Below are 25,009 nucleotides of genomic sequence, written 5' to 3'. Positions count from 1 at the left end.
TGTTATACATTTGTAAAGAAAAAATTATCTGAATTGCCATGAAAAACATGATGATGTACTGTCCAAATTGGATCTTATGAACGATGTTGGCCTATTTGAAGAGAGCAAGCATGCTCTCCTTGTTGGGGTTCATCTGGACATACTCCCGGGCGCTATAGCCTTCCTGACTTTTCCGGTCGGGATCTGAACCGGCTTGGAGAAGCAGCTTGACCACCTCCGTATTGGGGTTGGCTGCCGTTGCATACATCAAAGGTGTCTGGCCCTTCTCATCGGTGCTGTATATCGAGGCGCCATGGGCGAGCAGGCGGGAGGTGATGGACCTGTTGCTGTTGTGCCAGGCTGCATATGCCAATGCAGTCATCCCGGTTATAGATGCTGCGTCGATTTGTGCCCCTGCATTGATCAACTCATCCAATACATCGAGATTCTGATTGTATGCAGCTGCATACATCAAGGCGGTGACACCGGCAAGGTTGCGCGACTCGACTTTGGCTCCATTGCGTACCAGCAGCTTGATAAGATCTCCATCGTTTGCTCTTCCCGCAGCCATCATCAACGCGGTGTTTCCTTCGTTGTCCGCGATATCAGGCTTTGCGCCGAATGTGAGCAGTGCTTCCACCGCATCACTATCCGGTTGCCTTTCCAACAAGTATAGCAACGCCGTTTTGCCTATATAGTCTTTGTAGTTCACCTCCGCTCCTGCAAGGATGAGAGTGGTGAGGATGTCGGAATCGCTTCTGCTGTAGGCTGCAAAGTGGAGGGCGGACTGCCCATATATATTGGTCTGTCCTGCAGAAGCGCCGGCCTTCAAAAGTAGGTCGATCACTTCCATGCCTGCCTTGCCGATGCAGGCGCGATGCAGGGCTGTCTCTCCTTTGGGGGAACGTGCCTGTACGTCGGCCCCCTTATCAAGCAGGAAGGCCGTCACCCGAGGCTCTTTGTTGAATTCAGCGCTGTACATCAGAGGAGTGCTGCCTTGGCTGTCGATTTGGTTGACCTCAAAGCCGTTGTCAAGCAGCAGTTGCAGTACCTCGACATCAGCATTGTTGGTTGCTGCATAGAAGAAAGCATTCCATCCGTCTTCCTCTTCAACGAGAAAGGAGCCTGCACTGATGGCAGCAAGCATGACATCGGAGGGATTTCCCTGCGAAGCGGCTCGGTACAAGTCCTGTTCCGAGGCGAAGCTCGGAGATAAGAGAAGCAGCAAAAGAACGAGAAGTGCAGTGAGGTATTTCATGGCCAACCCCCTAGTTGCAGTGTAAGACCCGTCTTTCGCGTTGCCAAGACAGAGAGCAAGGCAAAAAGAAAACCTTCGCCAAAAGACGAAGGTTTTTAGAGGTAAAAGCAGCTTAGGCCTGCTTCCATTCCTTTTCGACTATCTGGCCCTTTAATTCGGCCTCAAGCTTGGCGATCAAGGCTTTAGTCTCTTCCACTACCGAAGCAAGCTCGAAGCTGAAGCTTTCTTCCAAGTTGCGTCTGAGCTTCACCTCAACCTTGCCCTCCTTCAGGGAACGGTTGCCCAAGGTTATACGAATCGGAAGCCCGATGAGGTCGGCATCGGCAAACTTGACACCGGCCGACTCCTTGCGGTCGTCGTACAGCACTTCAATTCCGGCATCACTGAGCTTGTTGTAAATCTGTTCGCCAATCTCGGCATCCTTTACCAAACTTACCAGGTGTACTTGCATCGGAGCTACCGAAATCGGCAGGGAAAGCCCCTGCTCGTCACTGTAGTTCTCTGCAAGACAGGCAAGCAGACGTCCCACGCCGATACCGTAACTGCCCATGATTACGGGCTTTCGCAGTCCACCCTCATCCTGATAGCTGCAGTTCATACTCTCGCTGTAGCGGGTATTGAGCTGGAAGATATTGCCAACCTCGACTCCCTTGGAAGAGGAGAGGGGCTTGGAACATTCAGGACAGCTATAGCCGGCTGCTGCGCTGGCAATATCGGCTACCTGGCCGGTATAGTCCCGTCCAAAATTGGTGTTCAACAGGTGATACCCTTCCTCGTTCGCACCGGCAACAAGATTGTTGCTGTTTGCAACCGAGTCATCGACAATGACCAGGACATCCTTGCTGCATCCAATTGCCGAACCATAGCCGGGGACCATCTGCTTCTGCAGGATTTCCTCACAGTGAGCCGGACGAAGGGCGTTGGCACGGGCTGCATTCTGCAGCTTGTTTTCCTCAACGTCGAGATCACCGCGTACAATGCCGACGATGAGCTTGTCCTGTTCTTCTCCATTGGTATCATTGATGAAGGTGCCAACCATGAACACAGCCTTGGCGGTCTGTCTTTTCTCAATCTTGAGGAAGGCAGCCAGCTCGTCGATGGTCTTGCACTCGGGGGTGAGAACCTTCTGTGTCTGCTTCATTGGTTCGACATAATTCGTCTTGGCAAAGGTTGCAACCTGACGGTTGGCGGTATAGCCGCACGACGGGCAGGTGATGATGGTATCCTCACCGATGGAGGAGAGGTACATGTACTCATGGGAAATCTTTCCACCCATCATGCCGCTGTCAGCCCCGACAACAATGACCGGAAGCCCGCATCGGCTGAAAATCCTGAAGTACGCTTTATAGTGGGCGGCATACTGAGCATCCAGACCTTCTTGGTCGACATCGAAGGAATAACTGTCCTTCATGGTGAACTCGCGTACCCGGATCAAGCCGGCTCGGGGCCGGGGATCGTCACGCCACTTGGTCTGAATCTGATAGACCAGAAGCGGAAGCCTCTTATAGCTGTCGATCTCTCCACGGGCGAGGTCGGTGACGGCCTCCTCATGGGTCATGGCAAGAACCATGTCGCGTCCGACACGATCGCTGAAACGGCTCATTTCCTTGTCGATGCTATAGTACCGGCCGGTTTCCTTCCAAATATCGGCAGGGTTTACCAAGGGCATCAGTATCTCTTGTCCACCGATTGCATTCATTTCCTGGCGGATGATCTGCTCGATCTTTTTGGTTGCATTGAAGCCGAAGGGAAGCAAACTGAAGATACCAGCTCCCAATTGGCGGATAAAGCCTGCACGAAGCAAATATTCATAGCCCTTGCTGTCGGCGCCGTTTGGGGCTTCACGAAGGGTTTTGGAAAAGAGTCTGGACATCCTCATATTGATACGTCTCCTTGGTATTCGAACAGTGGCCATTGTAGCAAAACCACTCTCCCTTCTCAAGGTATCTGGTTTACTGACTTGAGGTTTGTCGCTTTTTCTTGGGCCTGAATGGCCAATTCCATGGTAAGCAAGGTATGCTCCTGGGTAATGGCATGATCGGTGCAATTGAGGCAGTCGAGAATCATCGCACCAAAGAATGGAAAGCCGATAGAGCCGAAAGCCTCGATGTGATGCTCACCCTGCCCATCGACCAGATAGACTTGGTCCCCTTGGTTCGACCTGGCAACATCCAGATATTTCCGAATTTCAACCGAAGCTTTTGTTCCGACTATAAAAACTCTTCCATCTCCCCAGGCACCCATTCCATCCGGTGTGAACCAATCGACACGGAAGTAGCAGGTTGCTCCCCTGTCCCCAACCAGGACGCATTGGCCAAAGTCTTGGAAATCAGGATGATCGGGATTATTGTAGTTTGCGATGCTGCTGTGCAGAATTTTTGCCGAGCGGCTGTTCGTATAGGTAAGGAACTGCTCCAGTTGATGGCTGCCGATATCCACCAAGATACTTCCATTTTCTTCAGGATTAAAGAACCAGGGTGGTCTTGATGCTTTGTTGAGCCGGTGAGGGGCGAGGATGTTCACCGAAAGAACTTCTCCCAAAACCCCGTCTTCAATCAATTGTTGGGCATAGAGGGCACCTTCCACATGGATGCGTTCCCCAAAATAGATGAAGTATCGCTTGCCCGTTCTTTTGCACGCGTCTCGTATTATTCTGGTTTCCTCCAGTGACAGCATTCCGGGTTTGTCACAGAAGTAGTGCTTGTTGCTCTCCATTACTGCCAAACCGAGACTACAACGAAGGGATGGCTTGATGGCACTTGCTACCAAAGATATGCCTGCGTTATTGAGAATGTAATCAGATGAAGGAGCAATTTGTGCTTGTGGGTAGGCTGCGAGAAATACTTCCACCTTGTTTGGGTCTTCATCATAGACATATGCAAGCTGCGCACCAGCTTCCAGCAAGCCGTTGGTCATTGCATAGATGTGGCCATGATCAAGTCCGATTACGGCAAAGGCAAACTCACTTGCCTTTACTACCCGCTCAGCCTGTTTTGCCGAGCGGGGGGCATAGTACATTCCATCCATTTTTTGCACAGGATTTACTCCATGAAGAATCGTTTGTCGGTTCCCGCCGAGGCATATGCGGCGTAGAGGACTTTCATTGTCTCATAGGCAAGAGGAAAGCCCGATTCCGGCTCCCTGCCGGTATCGACGCACTTGATGAAATCCTCAAGCTCCCCGACATACCCGCGCATCTCTTCCTCACACAGAAAAACATGCTGCCATCCAGTTTTTGTCTCCACTTTCTCTGTCATATAGACATCCTCCAACTTGGAAGCGTCTGTATGATAGCAAAGGAAGCTATCGTTGGGGGCAATTCTTCCCTCATAACAGGCATTGGATGTGTACGCCTCAACTTTGTTTCTCACCCCTCCGACAATCATATCACCGCTGGTTATCACAGCCTTCGTTCCATCGGAAAAGGTCAGAATAGCTTCCGACCAGTCTTCAACATCGACAGGATTGGAAAGGATGGAACCACGTTCAGTACGTGGAAGCCCTGTTGTTATCCGCGAAGCATCACAAAGTACTGAGGTCACCCGGATTTGTTCACCACGGCGTTTTGCCTCGACCTGCTTCAGATAGAGCAGGGCGCTGAGGGGGTGACAACCCTGGCGGATGAGACAGCCTCCTCCGTTTGCAGACCAGAGAGCTGCATGGGCGGCATGGCTACCACTGTGAGCCTCATCGCCTTTGAGCAGCAACAGTTTTTCCCCGGTTGCTTCAATCATTTCCTTGATTTTAACAACAGCGGGCGCATAGATGTAATTTTCTGCATAGAAAAGTTTCTCTTTCCTATCCAATAGAAAAAGTCTGAGATCTTCCAATTCCTGGCACACTGCATCATACATAAGGCTCCTGTCATCATTTCCGCTACCGAAGTAGCCATTGAGAGGTTTCTCGCAGATGACATGCTTGCCGCTTTCCATGGCCTGTTTGACCAATGGAATGTGGGAACTGGGAGGGACGATGATGTCTACGATGTCCACCAAGGGATCACGAAGCAATTCTTCTACCGTTGCAAAGGCTTTTTCAAATCCATTAACCTGTACAAACTGCTGGGTTTGCTTCAAATCAGCAGAACATGCACCATACAACCTAACTTCATATCCAGGGATTTTCTTGTATGCCTGGGCGTGGATATGTGCAGCAAAGCCGCAACCGATGAATCCAATGTTGAACCGTTTCATGAGCGTACCTTCTTCAATTTTCTAAATACTCCGAGTTGAGCGAGAATCATACCAACGATGATGACGAGAAAGAAAATGCAGATCGGACGCTGGAACATAGGCAGGAACGAACCATCCGACAATCGCAGTCCTCGACGCAGGTTTGAATCGGTCATTGGACCTAGGATGACTCCAAGGAGGAACGGGGCAGCCGGAAAGTTGGCAGCTGACATGGCCAGTCCTATCAACCCAAACACAAACATGACTTTGATATCAAACTGGTTGTAGTTAATAAGATAAGCTCCTATGACACAGAGCAAATAAATAATGGGCATCAACATCTTTTTCTTGATTCCCAGTATCCGGACGGTTACACGGCTGATTAACAGTCCAAGTATCCACATGATAATGGATGACGCGATAAGGTAGATACTGACACTGTAGACGAAAGAAGGTGATTCAGTCATGAGCAGAGGCCCTGGCCGGTATCCGTGCATTAGAAATGCTGCAAGAAGTACTGCCGCAGGAGCTGAACCCGGAACAGCAAGACTCAATACGGGGATGAGGGCCCCGCCGATGCATGCATTGTTTCCCGTTTCAGCAGAAATCACCCCGAGTTCATTTCCATTCCCAAAGCTTTGTGGATCCTTGCTTCGGCTCTTGCTGGCCCAGTAGGAGAGCCAGCCACCGGTGTCTTCGCCGACACCTGGTATAATCCCTACAATGACACCTATGATGCTGGAACGGATGATTGCACTCCAGTTCCTGGCGATAGAAATCCACCCTTTCTTGGGTTGGAATTTAGATACCTTGATGGCTGTTCCTTCCCCTTCTTTCTTGAAGGCACGGACAATTTCAGGAAATCCGAACAAACCGATCATGACTGGTATGAGTTGAATATTTGACATGAGATTCACATTGCCGAAACTGAACCGTGCAAAGGTATCCACCGTATCCAGACCGATCATCGCTACCAGAAGGCCCAGAATACCACTAATCCACCCTTTCAGCGCGTTCCCTGTAGCCGTAAGTGCTCCGCAGATGAGGATACCGAAGATGGATAGCAGAAAGAACTCCCAGCTGGCGAATTTCAGAGCCATGCTGGTGAGAAACGGAGTGAGAGTGAGTACAAAGACAACACTGATCAAGGTGCCAAGCATACTGGCAGTTGTTGCGAGGAAAATTGCATGTCCCCCATCACCTCGTTTAGCCATGGGAAAGCCATCCAAAGCTGTGGCAGCACTAGCAGGGGTGCCAGGTATGTTAAGGAGAATTGCCGATTGACAGCCTCCTGAAATGGAACCGACGTAAACACCTAGCAGTGAAATGAGTGCTGTCTGGGTGGGAAAGTTAAAGGTAATTCCGGTCAGCAAAGCAATAGCCATGGTTGCACTGAGACCTGGGAGCATGCCCATAATGAGTCCAGACCCAACTGACAAGACAAGGACCAAGAGGTTGATGGGAGTACAAACAGTGAGGATTGCTTCAAACAAGTAGTTGGCGATCATACGGGCCTCCGTTAGGGAAGTGAGACATTGAAGCCAAATTGGAATAGTAGAATCACCAATCCGACGGCTGCAATCGAGATGATGATGCTTTTCACGATGGTTGAGGCACGAAGAAAAAGCATCAGGGCAATAAGGAAAATGGGAGAGGATACATAATAGGGAACCTTTCCAATGATAAAGAATGCGTAGACAGCCATAATGGCCATGCCTCCTACCATCATACGGATGTCGGTATTCTTGACTGCTTGCTTGAACCATCCAAACAGAAGCAAGAATCGTTTACTGATGCTGCTGTCTTTCAGACTCTGAAAGAATAGAGTCAGGCTCAAAATAAAAAGCAGGGCTCCCAATAGAATGGGTAGTAGGCCCGGGGAAATTGAGAGGTTTGTAATGCCATACGGAGGTCTTGCAGCTTTCAGATAGATTCTGATGCCTTCCACCGTAGTGTAGATGCCCAGCAGGGTGAGCACCAGAGAGATGGTGAAGTCTTTTTGCTTGGTGTCCATGGTGAGATCCTGAAAAATGTGGGTAGCGAAGAGTACCAGGGCGAGCAATCGCCCTGGTATTCACAAGAATTAACGGGTTAAACCGAACTTTGCGGGATCAATACCCACAGCTCCGGCATCATACATCAGGTAGCTTGCCTTGCTGGCAAAACCATCGAGGTATTTCTGGGAGTCTGCACGACCCATCGGGATTACGGAGAAACTCTTCATTGCGGCGAAGTCAAGGAACGCCTTGTCTTTGACTGCATAGGCAAATGCGTCATCGAGTTTGGCGAGTTTATCTTCACTCAATCCATTAGGCATCAGGATGCCTGTCACTTCGCCCATCGGCACAAATTTCTTGGCTTCAGGGAAGGAGTGGAGAATGGACTTCACAATCACGCCGGGAGCAAGTTCGATGTCGGTGTCGGAGAGGGTGGCAAGGCACTTTACATCACCACTGATGATGAGATCCTTGTACTCGGCAAGCAGCTGAGGACAGAAATCAACTTCACCAGAAAGAGTGGCTGTCAAAGCAGGGCCACCGCCGGCATAGGTGATGTGCTTGTAGGGAGCTCCTGCAATAGCCTTGATGACCTCAGCGCCGAAATGTCCACCGCTGCCGATGCCGGCAGTACCTGCTGTAATCTTGCCTGGGTTGGCCTTGATTGCTGCAATGAGCTGCTCGATCGTGTTGTACGGGGAGTTTTTCGGAACAATAATGGCATTGGGTGCAAAGGTTGCAATCCAGATGTCCCATTCGCGGTAGGTCTTTTCGGTGTAGCCGTTGATGGGCATGGTAGTGAATGCCAACATGCCATTGGCGAGCATGGTATATCCGTCTACCTTGGCATTCTGTACGTTCAGCGAACCAGCGCTTCCTCCGGCACCAGGGGTGTTGACCACATTGATGGTTGTCCCAAGCTTTTGGCCCATTGCATTGGCTAAAGCGCGGGCAGTGAGATCGGTGGTACCACCGGCACCATACGGAACCGTCAAGTTGATGGCTTTGGTGGGATAAGATTCTTCTGCAGTACCTTGGGCAAAGCAGAAACCGACTGCGAGCAGGAGCACTATGCAAACCGCAAGTGTCTTTCTCATTATTTTCTCCTCCTAACGTATATCTCTTACAGAATTTCCCTCGACCAGGGAGCAATCCTGTATGATATGTTGAAATGGCACTTCATCATCCTGCTGGATCTGCGAAAGCAACAGGCTCGCCGCCTTTCGTCCCAGCTCCAAGTCGTTCATATCGACATGGGTGAAGTCGTTTTTTCCTGCCATGACCCACTCAGGGCTGCCGATGATCATGACTGACAGATCATCGGGAATGGATACGCCCCGTTCTGTGAGGCATTTGATTCCTCCCAGAGCCTGAATATTGAACCCATAAAAGATGGCAGTGATATCAGGATGTTCTTCGAGAACTTTTTGGGTAAGTTGGCATCCTTCTTCTGCAGAGAATCCTCCCTCGGCGACAACAAGGTGACCTTGGGGAATACCATACGATTCTGCTGCATCAAAAAATGCATGTTTTCTGGCTTCCAAATCCTCGATGCCGCTGTCCCAATTGATGTAGGCAACCTTTCTATGCCCCTTGGAGAACAGGTAGTTGGCGCCTAGGTAACCACAGCCATAGTTGTTGGTGGCAACCCAGAAAAAGTCCTTGACACCTGGAAGGGGGCGGTCAACCACCACCATTTTCATGCCAACTTTTCTTAGCAGCTTCGTGTTCTCTGTTCCCATTTTCGTAGGGGTGAGAATGATGCCGTCCACCCGTTGTTGAATCATCCTGTTTAGGATTGCCTTTTCCCGTTCCGGCTTGTCCAAGGTGTTGCAAATGATCAAGTCATATCCATGTTTAACAAAAATCTCTTCACTGGCCACAATAATCCTAGTGAAGAATTGGTTTTCAAACTGGGGAATCAGGATAGCAATAAGTTTCCTGCTTTTCCCTTTCAGTGATGATGCCCCTATGCTTTTCACATACTCGAGTTGTTTTGCCGCTTCCAATACTTTGCGTCTGGTCTCATCGCTGATGTAGCGTCCTTCTTTCTGATTGAGGACATAGGACACTGTCGCTGCAGTAGTACCGGCTAGTTTTGCTACATCCTTGAGTGTTGCATATTGCTTCATCAATGTCCCCTTATCGATGTGCAATCGATTGCTTAAGTTGAAAAACTATAGGCAATCGTTTGCTTAAATAGCATTGCATGGCTTTTTCATGCTGTCAACAAGAATCGTTTAAAATCTATCGATTGAAATCGGTATGAGTTTCCGAGTGAAGATTGTTTCGCTTTCCCACCTGAGAGCGCTCATGGTATACTCGGCCTATGGATATCAAACAATTCGAACAACAACGGCGGCAAGTCGCTTCTTTCATGACGCGCTTGTACGACCGACAGCTTACTACGGCAAGTGGTGGGAATATCAGCTTGAGGATCAGTGAGGACCTTTTCTGCATTACCCCTTCAGCTTTGGACAAAGGTCTGCTCACCTTTGAGGATATCGCAGTGGTCACCCTTGAGGGAAAGAACCTCACACCCCACTTGCGTTTGAGCATAGAAACAGAGATGCATCGCCTGATTCTCATCTCCCGCCCCGACTGCAAGGCGATTGTTCATGCCCATCCTACCTATGTATCGGCATTTACAGCCATTCAGAAGGATGGGAAGTGTGCGATCAACACCCACCTGATCGCTGAATCCTATTACATTCTGGAGGATCCAATTCTGGTCGAGTACCGTCTGATGGGGACCGTCAATCTTGCTGAGATTGCAGCGGTAAAGGCCTTCGACCATGATGTGTTGCTCTTGGAAAACCATGGTGCCGTTACGCTTGGGCACTCGATGCTCGAGGCTTTCGATAAAATCGAATTGCTCGAACGTGCTGCCCAAATGACTGTTGTTACCGAGCAGATGGCAGCTGCAGGCTACGCTGTTTCTCCCTTGGCTGACCCCCGTCTGAAGCAGCTGATGCAGATGAAATACCAAAAGTAGGGGATGCATATGACTCATACCAACATCCTCGGACAACGTGTCTTGGTTGGCTTATGAAGCTAGAATTGGAAACTATACCCGTATGGGATGGTGTTGCTTCTCAGAGTGAGTGCTTTCTCTGCGATCTGATGGCCGAGGCCCAGAAGGATGGACTTTCCTTCTATCTGGGAAACTCGGTCATGAATCCCGAGACTCGGGTCAAGGTCAACGAGCATGGGTTTTGTACCAAGCATTGGCAGTTGTTGGCGGCTGCCAACAAACCCCAGGGAGTTGCCCTGATGGCTGATACCTATCTGGGAATGACACGCTCCAAGGCAGAGAAATCCATCAACAACCTGCTGGGAACGAAAACTCCCAGGGGGGCCAAGAAAGCCATCCAAGCTTTCAAGCAGGAGATGGAAGCTCGTGAAAAAGGGTGTCTGGTCTGCAGCGCGATGCAGCAGCGCCTTGACCGATATGTATTCACCACGTGCTATTTATGGGGTGAGGATGAAGCTTTCCGTCAAGCCTTGCAGGAGGGGAAAGGATTTTGCCTTCACCATTTTCAGTTGCTCTTGGAAAAGGCTCCAACCGTACTGAGCTCTTCATTGGTCGCCTCGTTTGTGCATGACCTTACCCAGACTGAGGTATTCAATCTGGATAGGATTGCCAAGGATGTGTATTGGATGACCCAGAAGTACAAATCAGAGAATATGGACAAGCCTTGGAACGGTTGTGAGGATGCCCACAAGCGGAGTGTGGATAAAATGACCGGCCGCCATCGAGTTATTGATCCTGTGTAGGAAGCTTCTTTTTCCGATTCTTTCGGTCCTTGATACCCAGGAAGAGCTGACGGTCATCAACTTCGCCCTCTACGTCCCTCTGCATGAGATGGTGTGTCGTACCATCCTGTTTGCTGAAGTGGTAGTACTCAAGGCTCTCCTGCTTGGGACTGTATAGCAGGATATATTCCTTTTGCATCAGAAAGGAGACGCCCAATACAAGCTTGAACCCCTGCTCCTTGAGCTGATGCAGGTGTTCTTGCTGTGCTTTTGACAAATAGTCGTAACCGAGAACAATGCCCAACAGGTGCTTGCCTTTCCGGTCGTGAACCAGAATGTCGCACCCTTCTTGCAGGATATCGACCTTGATGTCCCCCGGCAGGGAGAAGAAGGTGGGGCTGGCACTATCCTCGCTCATGCCAAGGACGCTTCTCAGGCTTCGTTGCAGTTGTGAAGCCAGGCAGTGTGCAAGGCTTGCTTTTGCCCGAGGCCAAGCTAGGACTTGCTCATCCTCATGCATGAACTGTAGGAGGGCTTTCTCAAAAGCCTCAAAAAGGAGAATGGTCGTGAACCTTCCATTGCCTGCCATCTTGGTTACCTGAAATCCACAGACCAGTGCATTTCACTGACGCCGCTGATGGTCTGATAGATGGAACAGTAACGGGTTGCGGTTTCAAAGGCTTTCAGGAACTTCTGCTGGTTGTCGACACCGGTAGCCTCTACGGTGAGGGAAACCTCTGAAAGTGTCGTAGGCACTGTATCGCGCTTTTCTCCGTGTACATCAAAACTGATATGTTCCCAGCTCACGCGCATTTTTACGGCAAGCTCCTCAAAGGTGGAGAACAGACATCCTGAGAGAGCTCCGAGCAGATAGTCATAGGGTGCGCTCTCAGGGCCGATGGTAAAACTGGCGCCCTTGTCGGTTACAAACTGGTAGTGACCGCTTACGAAATCTGCACGAATATGTTTTTTATCACCCATGGAATACTCCTCATCTTTTCTTTCATCATAGCCCATACAGAAGGATTTTTCCAGCAAGAGTGATACTGCAGTTCAACTCCTCGTACCCAGCTTGCTGCGCTTTTGTGTGTACATAGTAGCATCGAGGTGGGTGATAAACGCTTTGGCATCACAGAAGAGGGCCGTATCATACAATGCCGCACCCATACTCACCGATAGTTCATATCGTCGTTTGGCTGATTGATTGCTTGCTGTAACTTCGAACTGCAGTCGCCGGGCAAGGTCCTGCAGGTACTGGGAGTCGGCATCGTGCAGCAGGATGGCAAACTCATCACCGCCGTAGCGCGCTACAATATCTTTTGGACCTGCAACATGCCTGAGAATCCTCGCCATCTCCTGGAGTGCTTGGTCTCCGACATCATGCCCCAGATTGTCATTGATCTGCTTGAACCCATCCAAGTCCATCAGGATGCAGCCAAAGCTCTGTTGAAGATTAGCTGCGTGGAGATATTGCTCAAGCATCTCATCAAACCACAACCGGTTGGAGATACCGGTGAGGTGGTCGATACCGATTTGGTTTTTCTGGATGTTCAGTGCTGCGGCTACCAAAAATATGGTAGTTACCGGCCATATCAGAACCAGCCCATAGAACAGCGCTTGTAAAAGCCCGCCGACAAAAGCGATGACGGGAAAGAATACCAAGGTCCAGTATATCCTGGTAGGAACTTTCTTGGTTGCCCCGATCAATGGAATGACGGTTGCTCCCAGCAACAGAAGCTGAATGATGGAGAAGACCATAAAATGGGAACCGCGGGAATATACATTCTGAGCATCGACTTGGAAAAACCACCCGGTGAAAGGGGAAGCAAAAGCCCCGAGAGCTATCACCGCTGTAAGCATTGAAAGCGGAAGCAGCCACCGCTTCAGCCGCACAGGATTTCTATGGGGCAGCAGATCGGCATACAGGATGAAACATATGGTAGGCAGGATATGGAAAGCATAGTAGATGGTGTGATTTACCAACAGTAACGTATGGATTCCCTTAGTCGGAACACCATCGAAGAGCCAACCGACCAAATCGGTAGCCAGCATGATGCTGGTACTCAGGATGAAAAGATGGTAGAGCTTGAGGTCGAAGGTGTATCCCAAGCCTCCAAACAGAGGTTTCCAAGTAGTTGCGGCATAGCAGAAGCCGAGCAGCATGAAACAGAAAAGAAGGATTTGGATGCGCAACATGGTTTCCATCATGAGACTGCCTGATTCATTTTCATACGATCTCTCTTACCCATTTCAGAGCATAACACAAGAGAAGAACCAAGGGGTCCTCATTTTCTTTTTGGATTCACGTGTACCATGCAGTGCTTGACCTGGGGAAAGTTCTTTTCGATAGCATGGTGTACACGCTCGGCAATGGAATGTGCATCCACAAGGCTTTGCAAACCATCGGCTGAGATTTCCACATCGACATAGCAGCGGGACCCAAAGGTCCTGGTTCTCAGCAAGTCCAATCCAATCACTCCTTCCTGGTCGAGAATGACGGTACGAATCTGCTTGACTGTCTCTTCTTTGCAGGCATGGTCGACCATCTGGTCCGCCCCGTCGCGGAAAATCTGCACGCCGACACGGAAAATAAAGAAGGCGATGACGATGGCCGCTATTGAGTCGGCAATCGGATAGCCCATTCTTGCAAACAGGATTCCTATCAAGCCACCGGTGGTGGCGAGGACGTCGCTTTGCGAATCCCAGGAGGAAGCCAGCAACGCCGAGGAGTCGGTTTTCTTTGCCGCCCATCGGGTGTAGAGGAACATAATTTCCTTAAGTATGATGGATACAATGGAGGCAATGACTGCAAGCAAGCCGGGGATGGGGCTGTTGAGATGGGAGCCCTGGATGATGGATGAGATTCCGTCCACCAATAAGCCCAACCCCACGACCATGATGATACCGGACAAAAGAATTGCGCTAACACTCTCCAGGCGCTCGTGGCCGTACTGGTGCTCAGCATCAGATTCCTTTGCAGCAGCTGAAATCCCCACTGAGGCGATGACCGAGCTGATTACATCCCCTGCATTGTTGATACCGTCGTTAAGCAAGGCTGCAGAGTGTGCGAATACACCAATGGAGACTTTGCTGATAGCAAGCACTACATTGTTGAAAATGTTGATTTTCGATACGGTCAGGGCCAAGTTCTTTTTCATAGGTCATCTCTCTACATAGAATAAAGACATCCGCAGGATTTGTAGTCCTGCAGATGTCTTGTACACACTAGGTCTGTTTCCCTGCTTTGTCAAGGAAGTACCCCGGATTCCTCCGGGGTACTCAAAATCAAGCTTTCGGCTTGGGATAGTTGATGATCAAGTGAAGGTCGTCGAGCTGTTGCTGATCGACTTCCGACGGTGAATCGTCCATCGGACTGACTGCAGCCGTATTTTTCGGGAAGGCGATGACTTCGTGGATGGAAGTCTGTTCGCTCATGATCATCACCATGCGGTCGACTCCCGGAGCAATGCCGCCGTGCGGGGGTGGCCCGTAGCGGAAGGCGTTGAGCAAGAAGCCGAAGCGCTCCTCGGCAGTTTTGTCATCAAAGTTGCAAATGCGGAAAATCCGCTTCTGCAACTCCACATCATGGATACGAATGGAGCCCGAGGCTACCTCATACCCATTGAGGACCAAGTCGTACAAGTCACCCTTTACACTGCCCGGATCGGACTCAAGGGTATCCAGGTACTCAGCCTGGGGCATGCTGAACATATGGTGGGCGGCTTCCCAGTGGCCACCTTCCTCATTGTACTCAAAGAGGGGGAAGTCGATGATCCAGCAGAACTCAAAGGCTTTTCTGATAAGCTTCAGGTCCCGACCCAGCTTGGTGCGGACAGCGCTCAGACTTGCACAGCACTTCTTCCAATTCTGGTGGGCTACAAAAAGGATCAAATCCCCTTCCTTGGCATCGACTTTCGCTAGCAACTCAGCTTCGAGGCCGGCAAAGAACTTGCTTACACCACCAGAGAGGCTCTTGTTTTCGCCCACCTTGATCCACGCAAGCCCCTGGGCTCCGTAGACCTTGGCTGCGTCCTCAAGTTCGGTGATGTACTTGCGGGAGAAGTCGACTCCTTCCGTCTTGGGTGCACACAGTGCCTTCACATATCCACCGTTGGCCACAATATCCTTGAACGTTGCAAAGCTGCTCTTCTGGGCCAGCTCGTTTACGTCACAAAGCGGTACGTCGAAACGCAGATCGGGTTTGTCGCAACCATAGGTATTCAGGGCATCGTTGTACGTGAGTCTTCTGAAGCGGGCGGGCAGCTCGTAGTTCATCACTTCCCTGAATACGCTGTTGAAGAGACCTTCCATCAAGGAAAGGACATCGTCACGCTTGACGAAGCTCATCTCTACGTCCAGCTGGGTGAATTCGAGCTGGCGGTCGCCGCGGGCATCCTCATCGCGATAGCAACGGGCGATCTGGAAATACTTATCCATACCGCCGACCATGAGAATCTGCTTGAAGAGCTGGGGGCTCTGGGGAAGGGCGTAGAACTTGCCTGCATAGATTCTGCTCGGAACGAGGAAGTCACGCGCCCCTTCAGGGGTGCTCTTGATCATCGTCGGGGTCTCAATCTCGTAGAAGTCGCGGGAAGAAAGGTACTTTCTGCAAGCCAGAATGAAGTCATGCCTCAGCTTGAGCCTCTGCTGCATTCCTTGGCTTCGCAGATCGAGGTAGCGGTATTTCAGCCTGAGGTCCTCGCGGGTTTCCTTACCGTCATCGATTTGGAAAGGAAGCGGGGCGCAGCGGCTGAGAATCTCGATGCTTTGTGCTTTCACCTCGATTTCACCGGTTGACATCTCGGGATTGACCATGGAATCGGGTCTCTGGCGGACGATACCGGTAACGGCAATGCAGTATTCGAGGTGCAACTCACTTGCAACAGCCTGAAGAGCGGGGGAAGCATCGTCGTCGACCACCACTTGCGTGATGCCGTAACGGTCTCTCAGATTGATGAAATGCAGCGCTCCATGATTGCGGTCGCGGTGTACCCAGCCATTGAGGACAACAATTTTTCCATTGTCAGCCTTGGTCAGTGCCCCGCAGGTAGTTGTTCGTTGGGAAAATACTTCTTCAGACATACTCGGTCCCTCGTGGGTCTCCTTTGTAAAAGTATTGTCATACTATCGCAACAAGACCCAAAAGGCAATTGCTCCTAGGAAGAGAGAGAACGAACAACCACTTGTTTTTTCTGCAGATACTCAATGGCCTGTACAGCCGCTATAGCTGCACTGGTGGTCGTGGTATACGGAATTTTCAGTCGCATGGCAATGCTGCGGATCTCATCGTCGCTGGCATGCGCCTGGTATCCCATCGGGGTGTTGATCACCAGCGCTATCTGTCGGCTCTTCAGGTAATCGGAGACATTCGGGCGCCCTTCATGTACTTTTTGCATTACCTCGCACAGAATTCCCTGCTCAAACAGGAACGCAGCAGTGCCCTTGGTGGCTGCGATGCCGAAACCCAGGGCCATCAATTTCTGTACAACCGGCAGAATGGTATTTCGGTCCTTCTTGTTGACGCTGACAAAGACCTTTCCACACACCGGCAGTTTGTTGCCTGCGCTGATCTGGCTCTTGGCAAAGGCTTCACCGAACGTCTTTCCCAAGCCGATGGATTCCCCGGTTGAGCGCATTTCCGGGCCAAGGGCCGGGTCCACATTGGAAAAGCGATCGAAACTAAACACCGCTTCCTTGACTGCCCATCCGGTTTTGCAACTGCCTATGGCCCTGCCGCCTTCTTTCTTGACAAGACCTTGGCTGACCAGGTCCTGGCCCTCCCAAATCCTGACTGCCGTTTCGATGAGGTCGACGCCTGATGTCTTGGAGATGAAGGGGACGGTCCTGGATGCACGGGGATTAACCTCGATGAGGTACAGCAGCCCGTCCTTGGCTGCAAACTGAATGTTCATCAGGCCCTTGGTATCCAAGGCAATGGCGAGCTTGTGCGCCCATTCCTGCATCTGCTGAAGAATTTGTGGACTGGATTTATAGGGAGGAAAGACAGCAGCCGAGTCACCGCTGTGGATTCCTGCAGCCTCAATATGCTGCAAAATTCCCCCGACATACAGACTTTTGCCATCGCAGACTGCATCGAGGTCATACTCAAACGCATCCTCGAGAAATTGGTCCACCAGAACAGGAGCCTCTTGTGTGGCCTCAAGGTGGGTGAGCCTTCCTAGAGCCTCTTCATCGTAGACGATGTACATCCCCCGCCCTCCAAGGACAAAGGAGGGTCGGATAAGCACCGGAAAGCCTACTTCCTTTGCCAACGGAAGAATATCCTCGGTTCGTTTTGCGCTGCGGTTTTTCGGCTGTCTCAGCCCCAGTTCAGTCACCAAGGCTGAGAACTTTCCCCGGTCTCCTGCATCCAGCAGCCCCTTCAGGCTGGTACCGACAATAAAGGCCCCTGAACGAATCAAATCCTGGGCGAGGTTGAGCGGAGTCTGTCCTCCCAATTGGACGACTACGTTCTTTGCCCCCTCAAGACGTAGAATTTCCTTGACCTCCTCGCTTGTCAGGCTCTCCAGATACAGCCGGTCGGAAATATTGAAATCGGTTGAGACGGTCTCGGGGTTGCTGTTGACCATGATGGTCTTTTTGCCCAACTTGCGATAGGCAAGCGAAGCGAGGGTGCAGCAGGTGTCGAACTCCAAGCCCTGGCCGATTCGGTTAGGCCCGCTGGCAAGAATGATGACCGCTTCATTTCCCAAGGGTTTTGCCTCACTCTTCTCCCCATACGTTGTGTAGAGATAGGGGGTGAGGGCGTCGAATTCGCCTGAGCAGGTATCCACATGGTGGGTGACCGGGTGCATCTCATAGGCGTAACGAAGCCGTTCGATATCCGAAGTCTTCTTACCGGTCAGAAATGCAAGGTGGCGGTCGCTGATACCGGCCCGTTTTGCTTGCAGCAAGGTTTCATAGTCCAGCTGTTTGCGAATGGCCTGCTCCAATGCATACTGCTGTACCAGAAGATGCAGGAACCAGCGGTCGAATTTGGTTGTCTCTTCAATCATGGGAAGGGCGGAAAGCCCTTTTCTGACCAGTGTTGTATAGGCACTGAGCAGTCTCAGAGGATGGGCACTGCCAAGGAAATTCTGTACATCCGACTCGCTGTAGAGCCCGACCCCTACCAAGTCACATAATCCTTCCAGCTTGCGCTCCGAAGAGCGGATCGCTTTGTTCAGAGCTTCCAAGGCGGTTCTTCCCAATGCGAGGGCCTCTCCCACGCTTCGCATCTGCGTGCCCAAGGCTGACAGGGGGAGCGGGAACTTTTCCAGTTCGAAGCGGGGAACCTTGACGGCGCAGTAGTCCAAAACCGGCTCGAAGCAGGAGACCGACTGACCGGTGATCTCATTGACCACCTCATCGAGGGTGTAGCCTACAGCCAGTTTGGCCGAGCAGCGGGCGATGGGAAAGCAGGTGGCTTTGCTGGCAAGGGCTGAAGAGCGGGAGACGCGGGGGTTCATCTCGATGACCACCATCCGTGCCGTTTCTGGATGGACGGCAAACTGGACGTTGCTGCCTCCGCAATCGACGCCGACTGCCCGAAGGATGGCGATCGAGGCATTTCTCATCGTTTGGTAGAGCTTGTCGTCCAGCGTCTGGATCGGGGCGATGGTGATACTGTCCCCGGTATGGACTCCCATGGGGTCGATGTTTTCGATCGAGCACACGATGATTGCATTATCTGCCTTGTCGCGCATGACCTCCATCTCAAACTCTTTCCAACCGATCAACGACTCCTCGATGAGAGCTTCCCCTGTGGGACTGGTTTCGAGGGCATGGCAAAGGAGGTCCGGGAACTCTTGCTCGTTGTTGGCAATCGAGCCCCCCATGCCTCCCAGCGTGTAGGAGGGGCGGATGATGCGGGGGTAGGGAAAGTCCTGAAGCAGTGATTGGGCTTCAGCCAGGGAGTGCACGACAAAGCTTTTTGCACTCTCGAGCCCAAGGCTTTGGACGACCTGCTTGAAGGCTCCCCGGTCTTCAGCAAGCTTGATGGAGGTGATTGATGAGCCGATTACCTCGACACCATACTGCTCAAGCAACCCAGCCTTATCCAGTTCCAAGGCAAGGTTCAACCCGCTTTGGCCTCCCATGGTGGTAAGAATGGCATCGGGTCTCTCACGCTGAAAAATTTGCTCGACATACTCAATCTTCAAGGGGTCCAGGTAAACGGTGTCAGCCAAGGAGGGGGTGGTCATGACGGTTGCCGGGTTGGGGTTGAGCAGAATGACCTCATAGCCCTCTTCCTTCAAAGCTTTGACAGCCTGCGTACCGCTATAGTCGAATTCACATGCCTGGCCGATGACAATCGGACCGCTGCCGATGATGAGGATGCGTTTGATGTCGGTGCGTGCGCTCATGCCTTATGCTCCTGTACGGTTTGGATGAAGACGTCGAAGATCCCTGTAGCATCCTGAGGCCCCGGAGAGGCTTCGGGGTGGAACTGTACACAGCGGATGGGCAAGGTGGTGTGATAGAGTCCTTCTATGGAGTTGTCATTGGCATTGCGCAGCCATACTGCGACAACAGGCGGCAGGGAGTCTTCCTGGCTTGCATAGAGGTGGTTCTGGCTGGTGACAAAGCAGGCGTTGGTGCGAAGGTCGATGACGGGGTGATTACCGCCATGGTGGCCGTACTTCATTTTTTGTGTCCTTCCTCCCAAAGCCCAGGTGATCAGCTGATGACCCAGACAGATGCCGAAGACCGGCATAAGGGCCATGACTTCCTTGGCCATTGCTACGGCATCCGTTAGCTGTGCCGGGTCTCCCGGACCGTTGGAGAGCAGCATCGCATCGCATCCGCTTCCCAGGATTTCTGCTGCCTGTACGCAAGGAGGGAACAGGGTTACCGCTACATTGCGTTTGTATAACTCTGCTATGATCGAGCGTTTGATTCCGAAGTCCACCACGGCAAACCGAAGCATAGGCTTTTTGGGCAGGTTCTCAAGAGCAGGGTCCTAGATCGGTTGCTTGATTGCAACACCCTCGATGAGGTCGATCTCTCCTGCATGGGGGTAGAGAGCCAGGCTCTCTTTTGCCACCTTGTATTGTGTCTCTGTCAGCTTTCCGTTCTCAGTGCTGAAAATCATGGCATTCTGCGCACCATGATTCCTGAGGTGGATGGTCAAATCTCTCGTATCGATGTCGGTAATCCCTGTCACGTTGTGCTTGGCAAGGTATGCATCTAAAGAGACCCTCTTCAAAGGAAGAGGGCCTTCATATACTGAGCGAACTATCATTGCTGTACAGCAGATGGGACTTGGAGAGGAAAGACCCTCCTCAAAATCTGGTTCACAGCCATAGTTTCCTATGTGTGGATAGGTCATGACCACCATCTGTCCATGGTAGGAGGGATCGGTGAGAATCTCCTGATATCCGGTCATGCTGGTGTTGAAGACGAGTTCTGCTGCAACCAAGGATGTTCCAAGCTGGGGTGCTGGTTTTCCGAAGCTTTTTCCTTGGTACAGAGTTCCGTCCTCGAGAAGCAGAAAGCATGTGTTCATGGCTACTCCATCCGCTTAAATTGTAGGGATGATAGCCAAAATTGAAAGAATATGCAACAGTTTCTGTATTAATATACAACAAAAACGAATTTTATAGGATGATATGCAACAAAATTATGTTAATCTGTTGCATTACTTCTTTGATTTCTTGTTCAAGGTAAAATTCTCCGGGTTGAAGGCATCACTGCCCAGCCACAGGTCGATTCTCAGTCCGCTGTCTGAATTATCTACGCTTGCATGCTTGATTTGCCAGCCGATGAGTTTCAGCCTTGCGTCCCATGCCATATCACTGCCTGCCATCAGGCCGTAGTATTCAGCTAGCTCGGGCCTGTTTTTCGGAGGATTCAGGGAGTTGTAGATTCTCTGTATTTCCTCCTCGCTTCTTGGCTTGTCATCGAAAAAACTAATATGTGCCCCATCATCTTCCTGATGCAGGGAGACGACCAGTCTGAGGGGATTGCCTTCGAGCAGGAAGTTTGAAACTTCTCCGATTAGTCGTCCGAGAAACTCTTTTCGTTTCATGTGGTGAAATCCTCCTTCGGGCGATTGGTTTTATACCATTGCAGGATTGCGATGAAAAGGCTTGCCGTTAGTCCTCCGGCAAAGCCGTTGTTGTACAGGTCAAGGCCTGCATGCCAATTGGCAGTGACTTCCACCATGATCAGGTGGATGAAACCGGCAAGCAAGCCCGCCACTATACCGAACTGGCCGGCAATGGGAGCGAGGGTTGTGGCAAACAATGCAGCCAGCAACGGACCGGGGGCTGTCAGTGACTTTCCGAATACCAAGGTGGAGAGTATGACCCCCAACACCACCGGGATGGTATTCTTCAGGGTTTTTCCGAAGCCTCCGAAGGCCATGATGGTGAATATGCCTCCGATAACCGGCCCGTTGATGGATCCCCCTACAAGCAGGACATACGCCCAGTAGGTCAGTCCCAAAAGGCCAATGTTCAAAAGCGTTCCCCCAAAGTAGCCGGTGTCAAAGAAGTCGAAGGGAAGGCGCCCAGTCAGCTTTTGGATTGCCACAAGCCCTTTCAGGCTTTGCCTGGGTTTGTCTACGATGAGGGCGGTGATGATCAGCACGGCACAAAAGAGGGGAACAAGCAGGATAAGGGGGAGTGAATAGGCTGTATTCCAGGTTACCGAAATGGACTGCATTTTGTTTGCTGCGAGCAGCAGGTTTGCCGCAAACAGACCAATGAAACCACAGCTGAAACCTACGTTGTAGAGATTGTAGCCTTGATGGAGTTGGAGCATGGAACCGGCTACCGCAGGGAGAATGAAGCCTGCACCGATGCCGATAAGGAGTCCCAAAGGAATGGAGAGCGAATAGGGAAGCCCGAGTGAGAACATTATGTAGGTCACCAAAGGACCAAGGGCTGTGCCAAAGAGTGCGATGAGGCTGTACGATCCGAACGTCTTGCGGGCGAGTTTGCTAGCCAACCATACTCCCAGGATTATCGGGATGCAGTTAAGCAATGTGTTGCCGAAGAAAGCAAAGCCCATCATGGTAAGAACGCAGGAGAGTGTTGGTCCTGAAAGACTTACAGCAGCAAAAAAGACCAAGACCAACCCCAACGTTCCTACCGTTGCTGCATTGAAGAGAGAGGTTCCCACTCCGTAGAGGGTGAAGTCGTTGATCAAGCGGGCACTCTCTTTTTGTAAGGAGATTACCTTGGAAATAACGGTAATCGGGCCCTCTAGTACCATGCCGGCTATAAAGAGCAAGGCAATCAGAAGGGTCATCAGAAGGTATAAAAGCTTTTCACTACGCTGCACGGTGCCTCCTCTGGTATATAGGTATGCTACCGATAGATATGGCTTGATGCAAGCAAAAAAAGGCTGTCTCTCTCAAGACAACCTGTAGGTGATGTTTCGTTTCTAGTACCAGAGCTCAATCTTTCCACTTACGGTGGAAAGCGTGACCTTGTTTTGGGCGTTTCCTGTTTCAGCGGTAGCACTCTTTCCCAGTTCCTTGTCATTGAAGACTACCTGGCTGCTGGTGGTGGAAGCTTGTACTTTCAAGTCAGTGCTCTGTTTCAAGTCAATCCGTACCGATCCACTGGTTGAAGAAGCATTGAGCGATCCTCCTTCGAGAATCTTTACGTCTGCTTCGACATTGGAACTGATGGATTTGAGGCTGGCATCCTTTGCTTCAATATTCTGCACTTCGATACTTCCACTGGTGCCGAGAATTTCTGCCGATTGCTTGCTGGTGACCTCACTGCCGTTGATGCTTCCACTGATGCTGCTCAGTGTAATAGTCTGATCGGAAGTCAGAGTCAAGAAGTCAATTCCTCCGCTGGTGCTCCTGGCCACCAGGTTTCTGCCCTGGATGGGGTGAAGCAACCTGATTTCCCCGGAGATGCTGGACAGTTCAAGACTATCCAAACGACTCGCCGGCAGGGTGATGACTACCGCCGAGGGGGAGTAGGGGAAGAAACGGAAAAACCATGCTTGCTTGGGCTTTACCTCCACGTTCAGATTCCTGCCCGTTTTGGAGACCGACAGGACATCTGATTCATTCCTTCCAATCGAAATGGAAGCGCCTTTTGCAGCGTTGTCCACCTCGATGACAATGTCGTTGGAAATCGTGGAAACTTTCAAAGAATCGGTAGCTGCAAAATCAACGGTCTGGTTGGAACGGCTGTCCCTGTTTCGGACGTTCCACCCTTTGGTTAGGGTGAATCCGAGGGCCAGCAGGACGACCAGAATGATCAGGAACACCTTGTTGGCCTTGGTATCGCTTAGCATGTCAGTTCCCCTGATGGAATCGGTCGTCCCAATCCCGTTCCTTGTTGAACATTTCGCCTTCCATCTTCTCAACCTTGCGCTTCAGCCTCTCATACTCGGCCTTCAATTCCGCTTCGCTCTGGTTGGGAGTTGTGTCGGTGTAGATGGTTTCGTCTGAGTAGGAATTCCCTGGATTCATCGGAATCAAGAGAGCCGCAGCCAAGTAGATCAAAGCTCCTGGGAATATACCGGTGGCAAGCACCACCAGGAAAACGATTAGACGAACTGGGTCGGCGGGCAAGTCCCTCCACTCAGCAAGGCCGGTGCAAACCCCGAAAATCTTTCCCCGAGGGGATCTGTACAATTTTTTGGTAGCCATAGCAATCATTCCTTCCATTCCTTATCTTGCATCCCTTCGGGCTTTGCCCTCCGGTTGTTCATTATTGTTTCCAGATTTGCCAGCCTCTGCTGTAAATCATCGATACCCTTCTTCAGTTCAGTTCGATTGGAAGTCTGCTTCCACTCTGTGAAGGAAGCGGCATCCATGTCGCCCTTTCTCTTCCCACCCTTAAGTTTGGTCGAACTGTAGGTTCCCGGAGGAAGTCCCATTTCCATCTCCCGCATCCTGAGGGCTGCGTCGATTTTTTTCTTTCTCAAGTTATACCGATTATCGATAGTGGAAATGATGATGATGAACGTGAAGATGACACTCAGAATCCAAATTGCTTCCATGCTCTGCCTCTTTTTTACAAACCCGAGCGCTTGCGCAGTTCAGCAATCTCGGCATCGATGTCATCCATCTCTTCCAAGTCCCTAAACTTCTCATCGAGGGAGGATGTAGTCCGATGCATCTCATTGGTAGCCTGCATGCGGTCGATCTTCTCTTCCATATCGCTGAAACGACCGAAGGTGCTGCTGTCGCTTGCTCGCTTCAATGCTTCCTGGGCAACCTGCTCTTCTCGTGCACGCTTGGCCCGTTCAACCATAATCTGATACTTCTGTTTCACTGCACTGAGCTTGTCCTCGATCTGGTTGATCTCGCTTTTTGCGGTTTTGATCACTTCATCGTACGTTACAAGTTCAGCCTGCAGTTGATCAAGCGATGCCTTGGCCAGCTTTCTTTCCAGCAAAGCTTCCCTGGCCAAATCCTCACGTCCCTTGCTGATTGCAAGCTCCGCTCTGCTCTGCCAGCGGTCTATAGCATTGAGCGCCTCTTTATACGTGCGATCCGTCTTGGCTCTGCTGGCCATTTTTGCTGCGCAGGAGCTCTTGAGCTCAATCAGGGTATCTTCCATCTCTTGCATCATCAACTTGATCATCTTTTCTGGATCTTCTGCCTTATCGAGCAGTGAGTTGATATTTGCGTTGACAATATCTAGGAATCTTGAAAACACTCCCATACTTTCTCTCCTTAGGTAGTAGTACCACCTGTGTTCATGAAAATCTAGATGCATGAATCGTGCCAACTAGTGAAAACTTTTAAAAATGTGCCTAAATAGCCATTTTATCAAGGATTGCGTCCCTTGCTCTTTTCGCACTCCCCAAGCTGTGATACCCTAACGCTGGTGAAACCTGCCAAGGATGGCTAAATTTACCAAGTGAGG

The 25,009-nt window shown here is 50.9% G+C and carries 24 protein-coding genes; 2 read left to right on the top strand and 22 right to left on the bottom strand.

Features of this window, described 5'->3' with window-relative positions; genetic code table 11:
* Nucleotides 1–91: 91 nt before the first annotated feature.
* The 8 genes from SPIBUDDY_RS14975 to SPIBUDDY_RS14940 all read right to left on the bottom strand — a co-directional run bounded on the left by SPIBUDDY_RS14975 (nt 92) and on the right by SPIBUDDY_RS14940 (nt 9,538).
* The gene (locus SPIBUDDY_RS14975; RefSeq protein WP_013608607.1) at nt 92–1,237 is read right to left on the bottom strand and encodes an ankyrin repeat domain-containing protein; all 1,146 of its coding nucleotides are present in this window, start codon (nt 1,235–1,237) and stop codon (nt 92–94) included.
* 112 nt (nt 1,238–1,349) lie between these two features.
* Nucleotides 1,350–3,116, bottom strand: coding sequence for a proline--tRNA ligase (locus tag SPIBUDDY_RS14970; protein ID WP_013608606.1), 1,767 nt, complete (start codon nt 3,114–3,116; stop codon nt 1,350–1,352).
* A gap of 59 nt (nt 3,117–3,175) precedes the next feature.
* The gene (locus SPIBUDDY_RS14965; RefSeq protein WP_245523841.1) at nt 3,176–4,264 is read right to left on the bottom strand and encodes a Gfo/Idh/MocA family protein; all 1,089 of its coding nucleotides are present in this window, start codon (nt 4,262–4,264) and stop codon (nt 3,176–3,178) included.
* A gap of 14 nt (nt 4,265–4,278) precedes the next feature.
* Nucleotides 4,279–5,430, bottom strand: coding sequence for a Gfo/Idh/MocA family protein (locus SPIBUDDY_RS14960; RefSeq protein WP_013608604.1), 1,152 nt, complete (start codon nt 5,428–5,430; stop codon nt 4,279–4,281).
* On the bottom strand, nt 5,427–6,917 hold the full coding sequence (locus SPIBUDDY_RS14955; protein WP_013608603.1) for a tripartite tricarboxylate transporter permease: 1,491 nt from the start codon (nt 6,915–6,917) through the stop codon (nt 5,427–5,429). Before SPIBUDDY_RS14955 ends, SPIBUDDY_RS14960 begins: the two co-directional genes overlap by 4 nt.
* Nucleotides 6,918–6,928: 11 nt before the next feature.
* Nucleotides 6,929–7,423 (bottom strand): tripartite tricarboxylate transporter TctB family protein, encoded by a 495-nt coding sequence (locus SPIBUDDY_RS14950; protein WP_013608602.1) that lies wholly within the window; start codon nt 7,421–7,423, stop codon nt 6,929–6,931.
* A 69-nt stretch (nt 7,424–7,492) separates the two neighbouring features.
* Complete coding sequence (locus tag SPIBUDDY_RS14945; protein ID WP_013608601.1) at nt 7,493–8,503, bottom strand: Bug family tripartite tricarboxylate transporter substrate binding protein; 1,011 nt, start codon at nt 8,501–8,503, stop codon at nt 7,493–7,495.
* A gap of 12 nt (nt 8,504–8,515) precedes the next feature.
* Nucleotides 8,516–9,538: a LacI family DNA-binding transcriptional regulator gene (locus SPIBUDDY_RS14940; protein WP_013608600.1), complete on the bottom strand. Its 1,023-nt coding sequence runs from the start codon at nt 9,536–9,538 to the stop codon at nt 8,516–8,518.
* Nucleotides 9,539–9,735: 197 nt separating this feature from the next.
* Between SPIBUDDY_RS14940 and SPIBUDDY_RS14935 the strand changes: the two genes are divergently transcribed.
* Complete coding sequence (locus SPIBUDDY_RS14935; protein ID WP_013608599.1) at nt 9,736–10,401, top strand: class II aldolase/adducin family protein; 666 nt, start codon at nt 9,736–9,738, stop codon at nt 10,399–10,401.
* Between the two features lie 53 nt (nt 10,402–10,454).
* Nucleotides 10,455–11,183: a DUF6062 family protein gene (locus SPIBUDDY_RS14930; protein WP_013608598.1), complete on the top strand. Its 729-nt coding sequence runs from the start codon at nt 10,455–10,457 to the stop codon at nt 11,181–11,183.
* Here the strand turns inward: SPIBUDDY_RS14930 and SPIBUDDY_RS14925 are convergent.
* The 14 genes from SPIBUDDY_RS14925 to SPIBUDDY_RS14865 form a co-directional block, all read right to left on the bottom strand.
* Entirely contained in the window at nt 11,167–11,751 is a 585-nt protein-coding gene (locus SPIBUDDY_RS14925; RefSeq protein ID WP_013608597.1) for a hypothetical protein, read from the bottom strand. The genes SPIBUDDY_RS14930 and SPIBUDDY_RS14925 overlap by 17 nt on opposite strands.
* Nucleotides 11,752–11,756: 5 nt before the next feature.
* On the bottom strand, nt 11,757–12,143 hold the full coding sequence (locus SPIBUDDY_RS14920) for an OsmC family protein (RefSeq protein ID WP_013608596.1): 387 nt from the start codon (nt 12,141–12,143) through the stop codon (nt 11,757–11,759).
* 72 nt (nt 12,144–12,215) lie between these two features.
* Nucleotides 12,216–13,367 carry a GGDEF domain-containing protein gene (locus SPIBUDDY_RS14915; protein ID WP_172634210.1) on the bottom strand — a complete coding sequence of 384 codons (1,152 nt, stop codon included), beginning with the start codon at nt 13,365–13,367 and terminating at the stop codon, nt 12,216–12,218.
* A gap of 80 nt (nt 13,368–13,447) precedes the next feature.
* Nucleotides 13,448–14,320, bottom strand: coding sequence for a cation diffusion facilitator family transporter (locus SPIBUDDY_RS14910; RefSeq protein ID WP_013608594.1), 873 nt, complete (start codon nt 14,318–14,320; stop codon nt 13,448–13,450).
* Nucleotides 14,321–14,447: 127 nt separating this feature from the next.
* The gene (aspS, locus tag SPIBUDDY_RS14905) at nt 14,448–16,244 is read right to left on the bottom strand and encodes an aspartate--tRNA ligase (protein WP_013608593.1); all 1,797 of its coding nucleotides are present in this window, start codon (nt 16,242–16,244) and stop codon (nt 14,448–14,450) included.
* A gap of 74 nt (nt 16,245–16,318) precedes the next feature.
* Entirely contained in the window at nt 16,319–19,528 is a 3,210-nt protein-coding gene (gene carB / locus SPIBUDDY_RS14900; protein WP_013608592.1) for a carbamoyl-phosphate synthase large subunit, read from the bottom strand.
* On the bottom strand, nt 19,525–20,091 hold the full coding sequence (locus SPIBUDDY_RS15930) for a glutamine amidotransferase-related protein (RefSeq protein WP_049787887.1): 567 nt from the start codon (nt 20,089–20,091) through the stop codon (nt 19,525–19,527). Before SPIBUDDY_RS15930 ends, carB begins: the two co-directional genes overlap by 4 nt.
* A gap of 33 nt (nt 20,092–20,124) precedes the next feature.
* The gene (locus tag SPIBUDDY_RS15925) at nt 20,125–20,670 is read right to left on the bottom strand and encodes a carbamoyl-phosphate synthase domain-containing protein (protein ID WP_049787886.1); all 546 of its coding nucleotides are present in this window, start codon (nt 20,668–20,670) and stop codon (nt 20,125–20,127) included.
* Between the two features lie 132 nt (nt 20,671–20,802).
* Complete coding sequence (locus SPIBUDDY_RS14890; RefSeq protein ID WP_013608591.1) at nt 20,803–21,192, bottom strand: hypothetical protein; 390 nt, start codon at nt 21,190–21,192, stop codon at nt 20,803–20,805.
* Complete coding sequence (locus SPIBUDDY_RS14885) at nt 21,189–22,451, bottom strand: DUF1576 domain-containing protein (RefSeq protein ID WP_013608590.1); 1,263 nt, start codon at nt 22,449–22,451, stop codon at nt 21,189–21,191. Before SPIBUDDY_RS14885 ends, SPIBUDDY_RS14890 begins: the two co-directional genes overlap by 4 nt.
* A 102-nt stretch (nt 22,452–22,553) precedes the next feature.
* A complete protein-coding gene (locus tag SPIBUDDY_RS14880; RefSeq protein ID WP_013608589.1) occupies nt 22,554–23,426 on the bottom strand; it encodes a DUF4097 family beta strand repeat-containing protein in 873 nt (290 codons plus the stop codon).
* 1 nt (nt 23,427) lies between these two features.
* Nucleotides 23,428–23,784, bottom strand: coding sequence for a PspC domain-containing protein (locus tag SPIBUDDY_RS14875; RefSeq protein ID WP_155816133.1), 357 nt, complete (start codon nt 23,782–23,784; stop codon nt 23,428–23,430).
* Between the two features lie 5 nt (nt 23,785–23,789).
* Nucleotides 23,790–24,137, bottom strand: a complete 348-nt coding sequence (locus SPIBUDDY_RS14870) for a hypothetical protein (RefSeq protein ID WP_013608587.1) — start codon at nt 24,135–24,137, stop codon at nt 23,790–23,792.
* Between the two features lie 14 nt (nt 24,138–24,151).
* Nucleotides 24,152–24,805, bottom strand: coding sequence for a PspA/IM30 family protein (locus SPIBUDDY_RS14865; RefSeq protein WP_013608586.1), 654 nt, complete (start codon nt 24,803–24,805; stop codon nt 24,152–24,154).
* Nucleotides 24,806–25,009: the final 204 nt, after the last annotated feature.

Source organism: Sphaerochaeta globosa str. Buddy (assembly GCF_000190435.1).
Classification (GTDB): domain Bacteria; phylum Spirochaetota; class Spirochaetia; order Sphaerochaetales; family Sphaerochaetaceae; genus Sphaerochaeta; species Sphaerochaeta globosa.
The sequence above is the reverse complement of the archived record's forward strand: the minus strand, read 5'-3'. Positions and strand labels throughout refer to the sequence as shown.

Excerpts from the sequence above, each read along its gene's own strand:
- SPIBUDDY_RS14975 (WP_013608607.1), bottom strand. The coding sequence starts at position 1,237 with ATGAAATACCTCACTGCACTTCTCGTTCTTTTGCTGCTTCTCTTATCT.
- SPIBUDDY_RS14970 (WP_013608606.1), bottom strand. The coding sequence starts at position 3,116 with ATGAGGATGTCCAGACTCTTTTCCAAAACCCTTCGTGAAGCCCCAAAC.
- SPIBUDDY_RS14965 (WP_245523841.1), bottom strand. The coding sequence starts at position 4,264 with ATGGATGGAATGTACTATGCCCCCCGCTCGGCAAAACAGGCTGAGCGG.
- SPIBUDDY_RS14960 (WP_013608604.1), bottom strand. The coding sequence starts at position 5,430 with ATGAAACGGTTCAACATTGGATTCATCGGTTGCGGCTTTGCTGCACAT.
- SPIBUDDY_RS14955 (WP_013608603.1), bottom strand. The coding sequence starts at position 6,917 with ATGATCGCCAACTACTTGTTTGAAGCAATCCTCACTGTTTGTACTCCC.
- SPIBUDDY_RS14950 (WP_013608602.1), bottom strand. The coding sequence starts at position 7,423 with ATGGACACCAAGCAAAAAGACTTCACCATCTCTCTGGTGCTCACCCTG.
- SPIBUDDY_RS14945 (WP_013608601.1), bottom strand. The coding sequence starts at position 8,503 with ATGAGAAAGACACTTGCGGTTTGCATAGTGCTCCTGCTCGCAGTCGGT.
- SPIBUDDY_RS14940 (WP_013608600.1), bottom strand. The coding sequence starts at position 9,538 with ATGAAGCAATATGCAACACTCAAGGATGTAGCAAAACTAGCCGGTACT.
- SPIBUDDY_RS14935 (WP_013608599.1), top strand. The coding sequence starts at position 9,736 with ATGGATATCAAACAATTCGAACAACAACGGCGGCAAGTCGCTTCTTTC.
- SPIBUDDY_RS14930 (WP_013608598.1), top strand. The coding sequence starts at position 10,455 with ATGAAGCTAGAATTGGAAACTATACCCGTATGGGATGGTGTTGCTTCT.
- SPIBUDDY_RS14925 (WP_013608597.1), bottom strand. The coding sequence starts at position 11,751 with ATGGCAGGCAATGGAAGGTTCACGACCATTCTCCTTTTTGAGGCTTTT.
- SPIBUDDY_RS14920 (WP_013608596.1), bottom strand. The coding sequence starts at position 12,143 with ATGGGTGATAAAAAACATATTCGTGCAGATTTCGTAAGCGGTCACTAC.
- SPIBUDDY_RS14915 (WP_172634210.1), bottom strand. The coding sequence starts at position 13,367 with ATGGAAACCATGTTGCGCATCCAAATCCTTCTTTTCTGTTTCATGCTG.
- SPIBUDDY_RS14910 (WP_013608594.1), bottom strand. The coding sequence starts at position 14,320 with ATGAAAAAGAACTTGGCCCTGACCGTATCGAAAATCAACATTTTCAAC.
- aspS (WP_013608593.1), bottom strand. The coding sequence starts at position 16,244 with ATGTCTGAAGAAGTATTTTCCCAACGAACAACTACCTGCGGGGCACTG.
- carB (WP_013608592.1), bottom strand. The coding sequence starts at position 19,528 with ATGAGCGCACGCACCGACATCAAACGCATCCTCATCATCGGCAGCGGT.
- SPIBUDDY_RS15930 (WP_049787887.1), bottom strand. The coding sequence starts at position 20,091 with ATGCTTCGGTTTGCCGTGGTGGACTTCGGAATCAAACGCTCGATCATA.
- SPIBUDDY_RS15925 (WP_049787886.1), bottom strand. The coding sequence starts at position 20,670 with ATGAACACATGCTTTCTGCTTCTCGAGGACGGAACTCTGTACCAAGGA.
- SPIBUDDY_RS14890 (WP_013608591.1), bottom strand. The coding sequence starts at position 21,192 with ATGAAACGAAAAGAGTTTCTCGGACGACTAATCGGAGAAGTTTCAAAC.
- SPIBUDDY_RS14880 (WP_013608589.1), bottom strand. The coding sequence starts at position 23,426 with ATGCTAAGCGATACCAAGGCCAACAAGGTGTTCCTGATCATTCTGGTC.
- SPIBUDDY_RS14875 (WP_155816133.1), bottom strand. The coding sequence starts at position 23,784 with ATGGCTACCAAAAAATTGTACAGATCCCCTCGGGGAAAGATTTTCGGG.
- SPIBUDDY_RS14870 (WP_013608587.1), bottom strand. The coding sequence starts at position 24,137 with ATGGAAGCAATTTGGATTCTGAGTGTCATCTTCACGTTCATCATCATC.
- SPIBUDDY_RS14865 (WP_013608586.1), bottom strand. The coding sequence starts at position 24,805 with ATGGGAGTGTTTTCAAGATTCCTAGATATTGTCAACGCAAATATCAAC.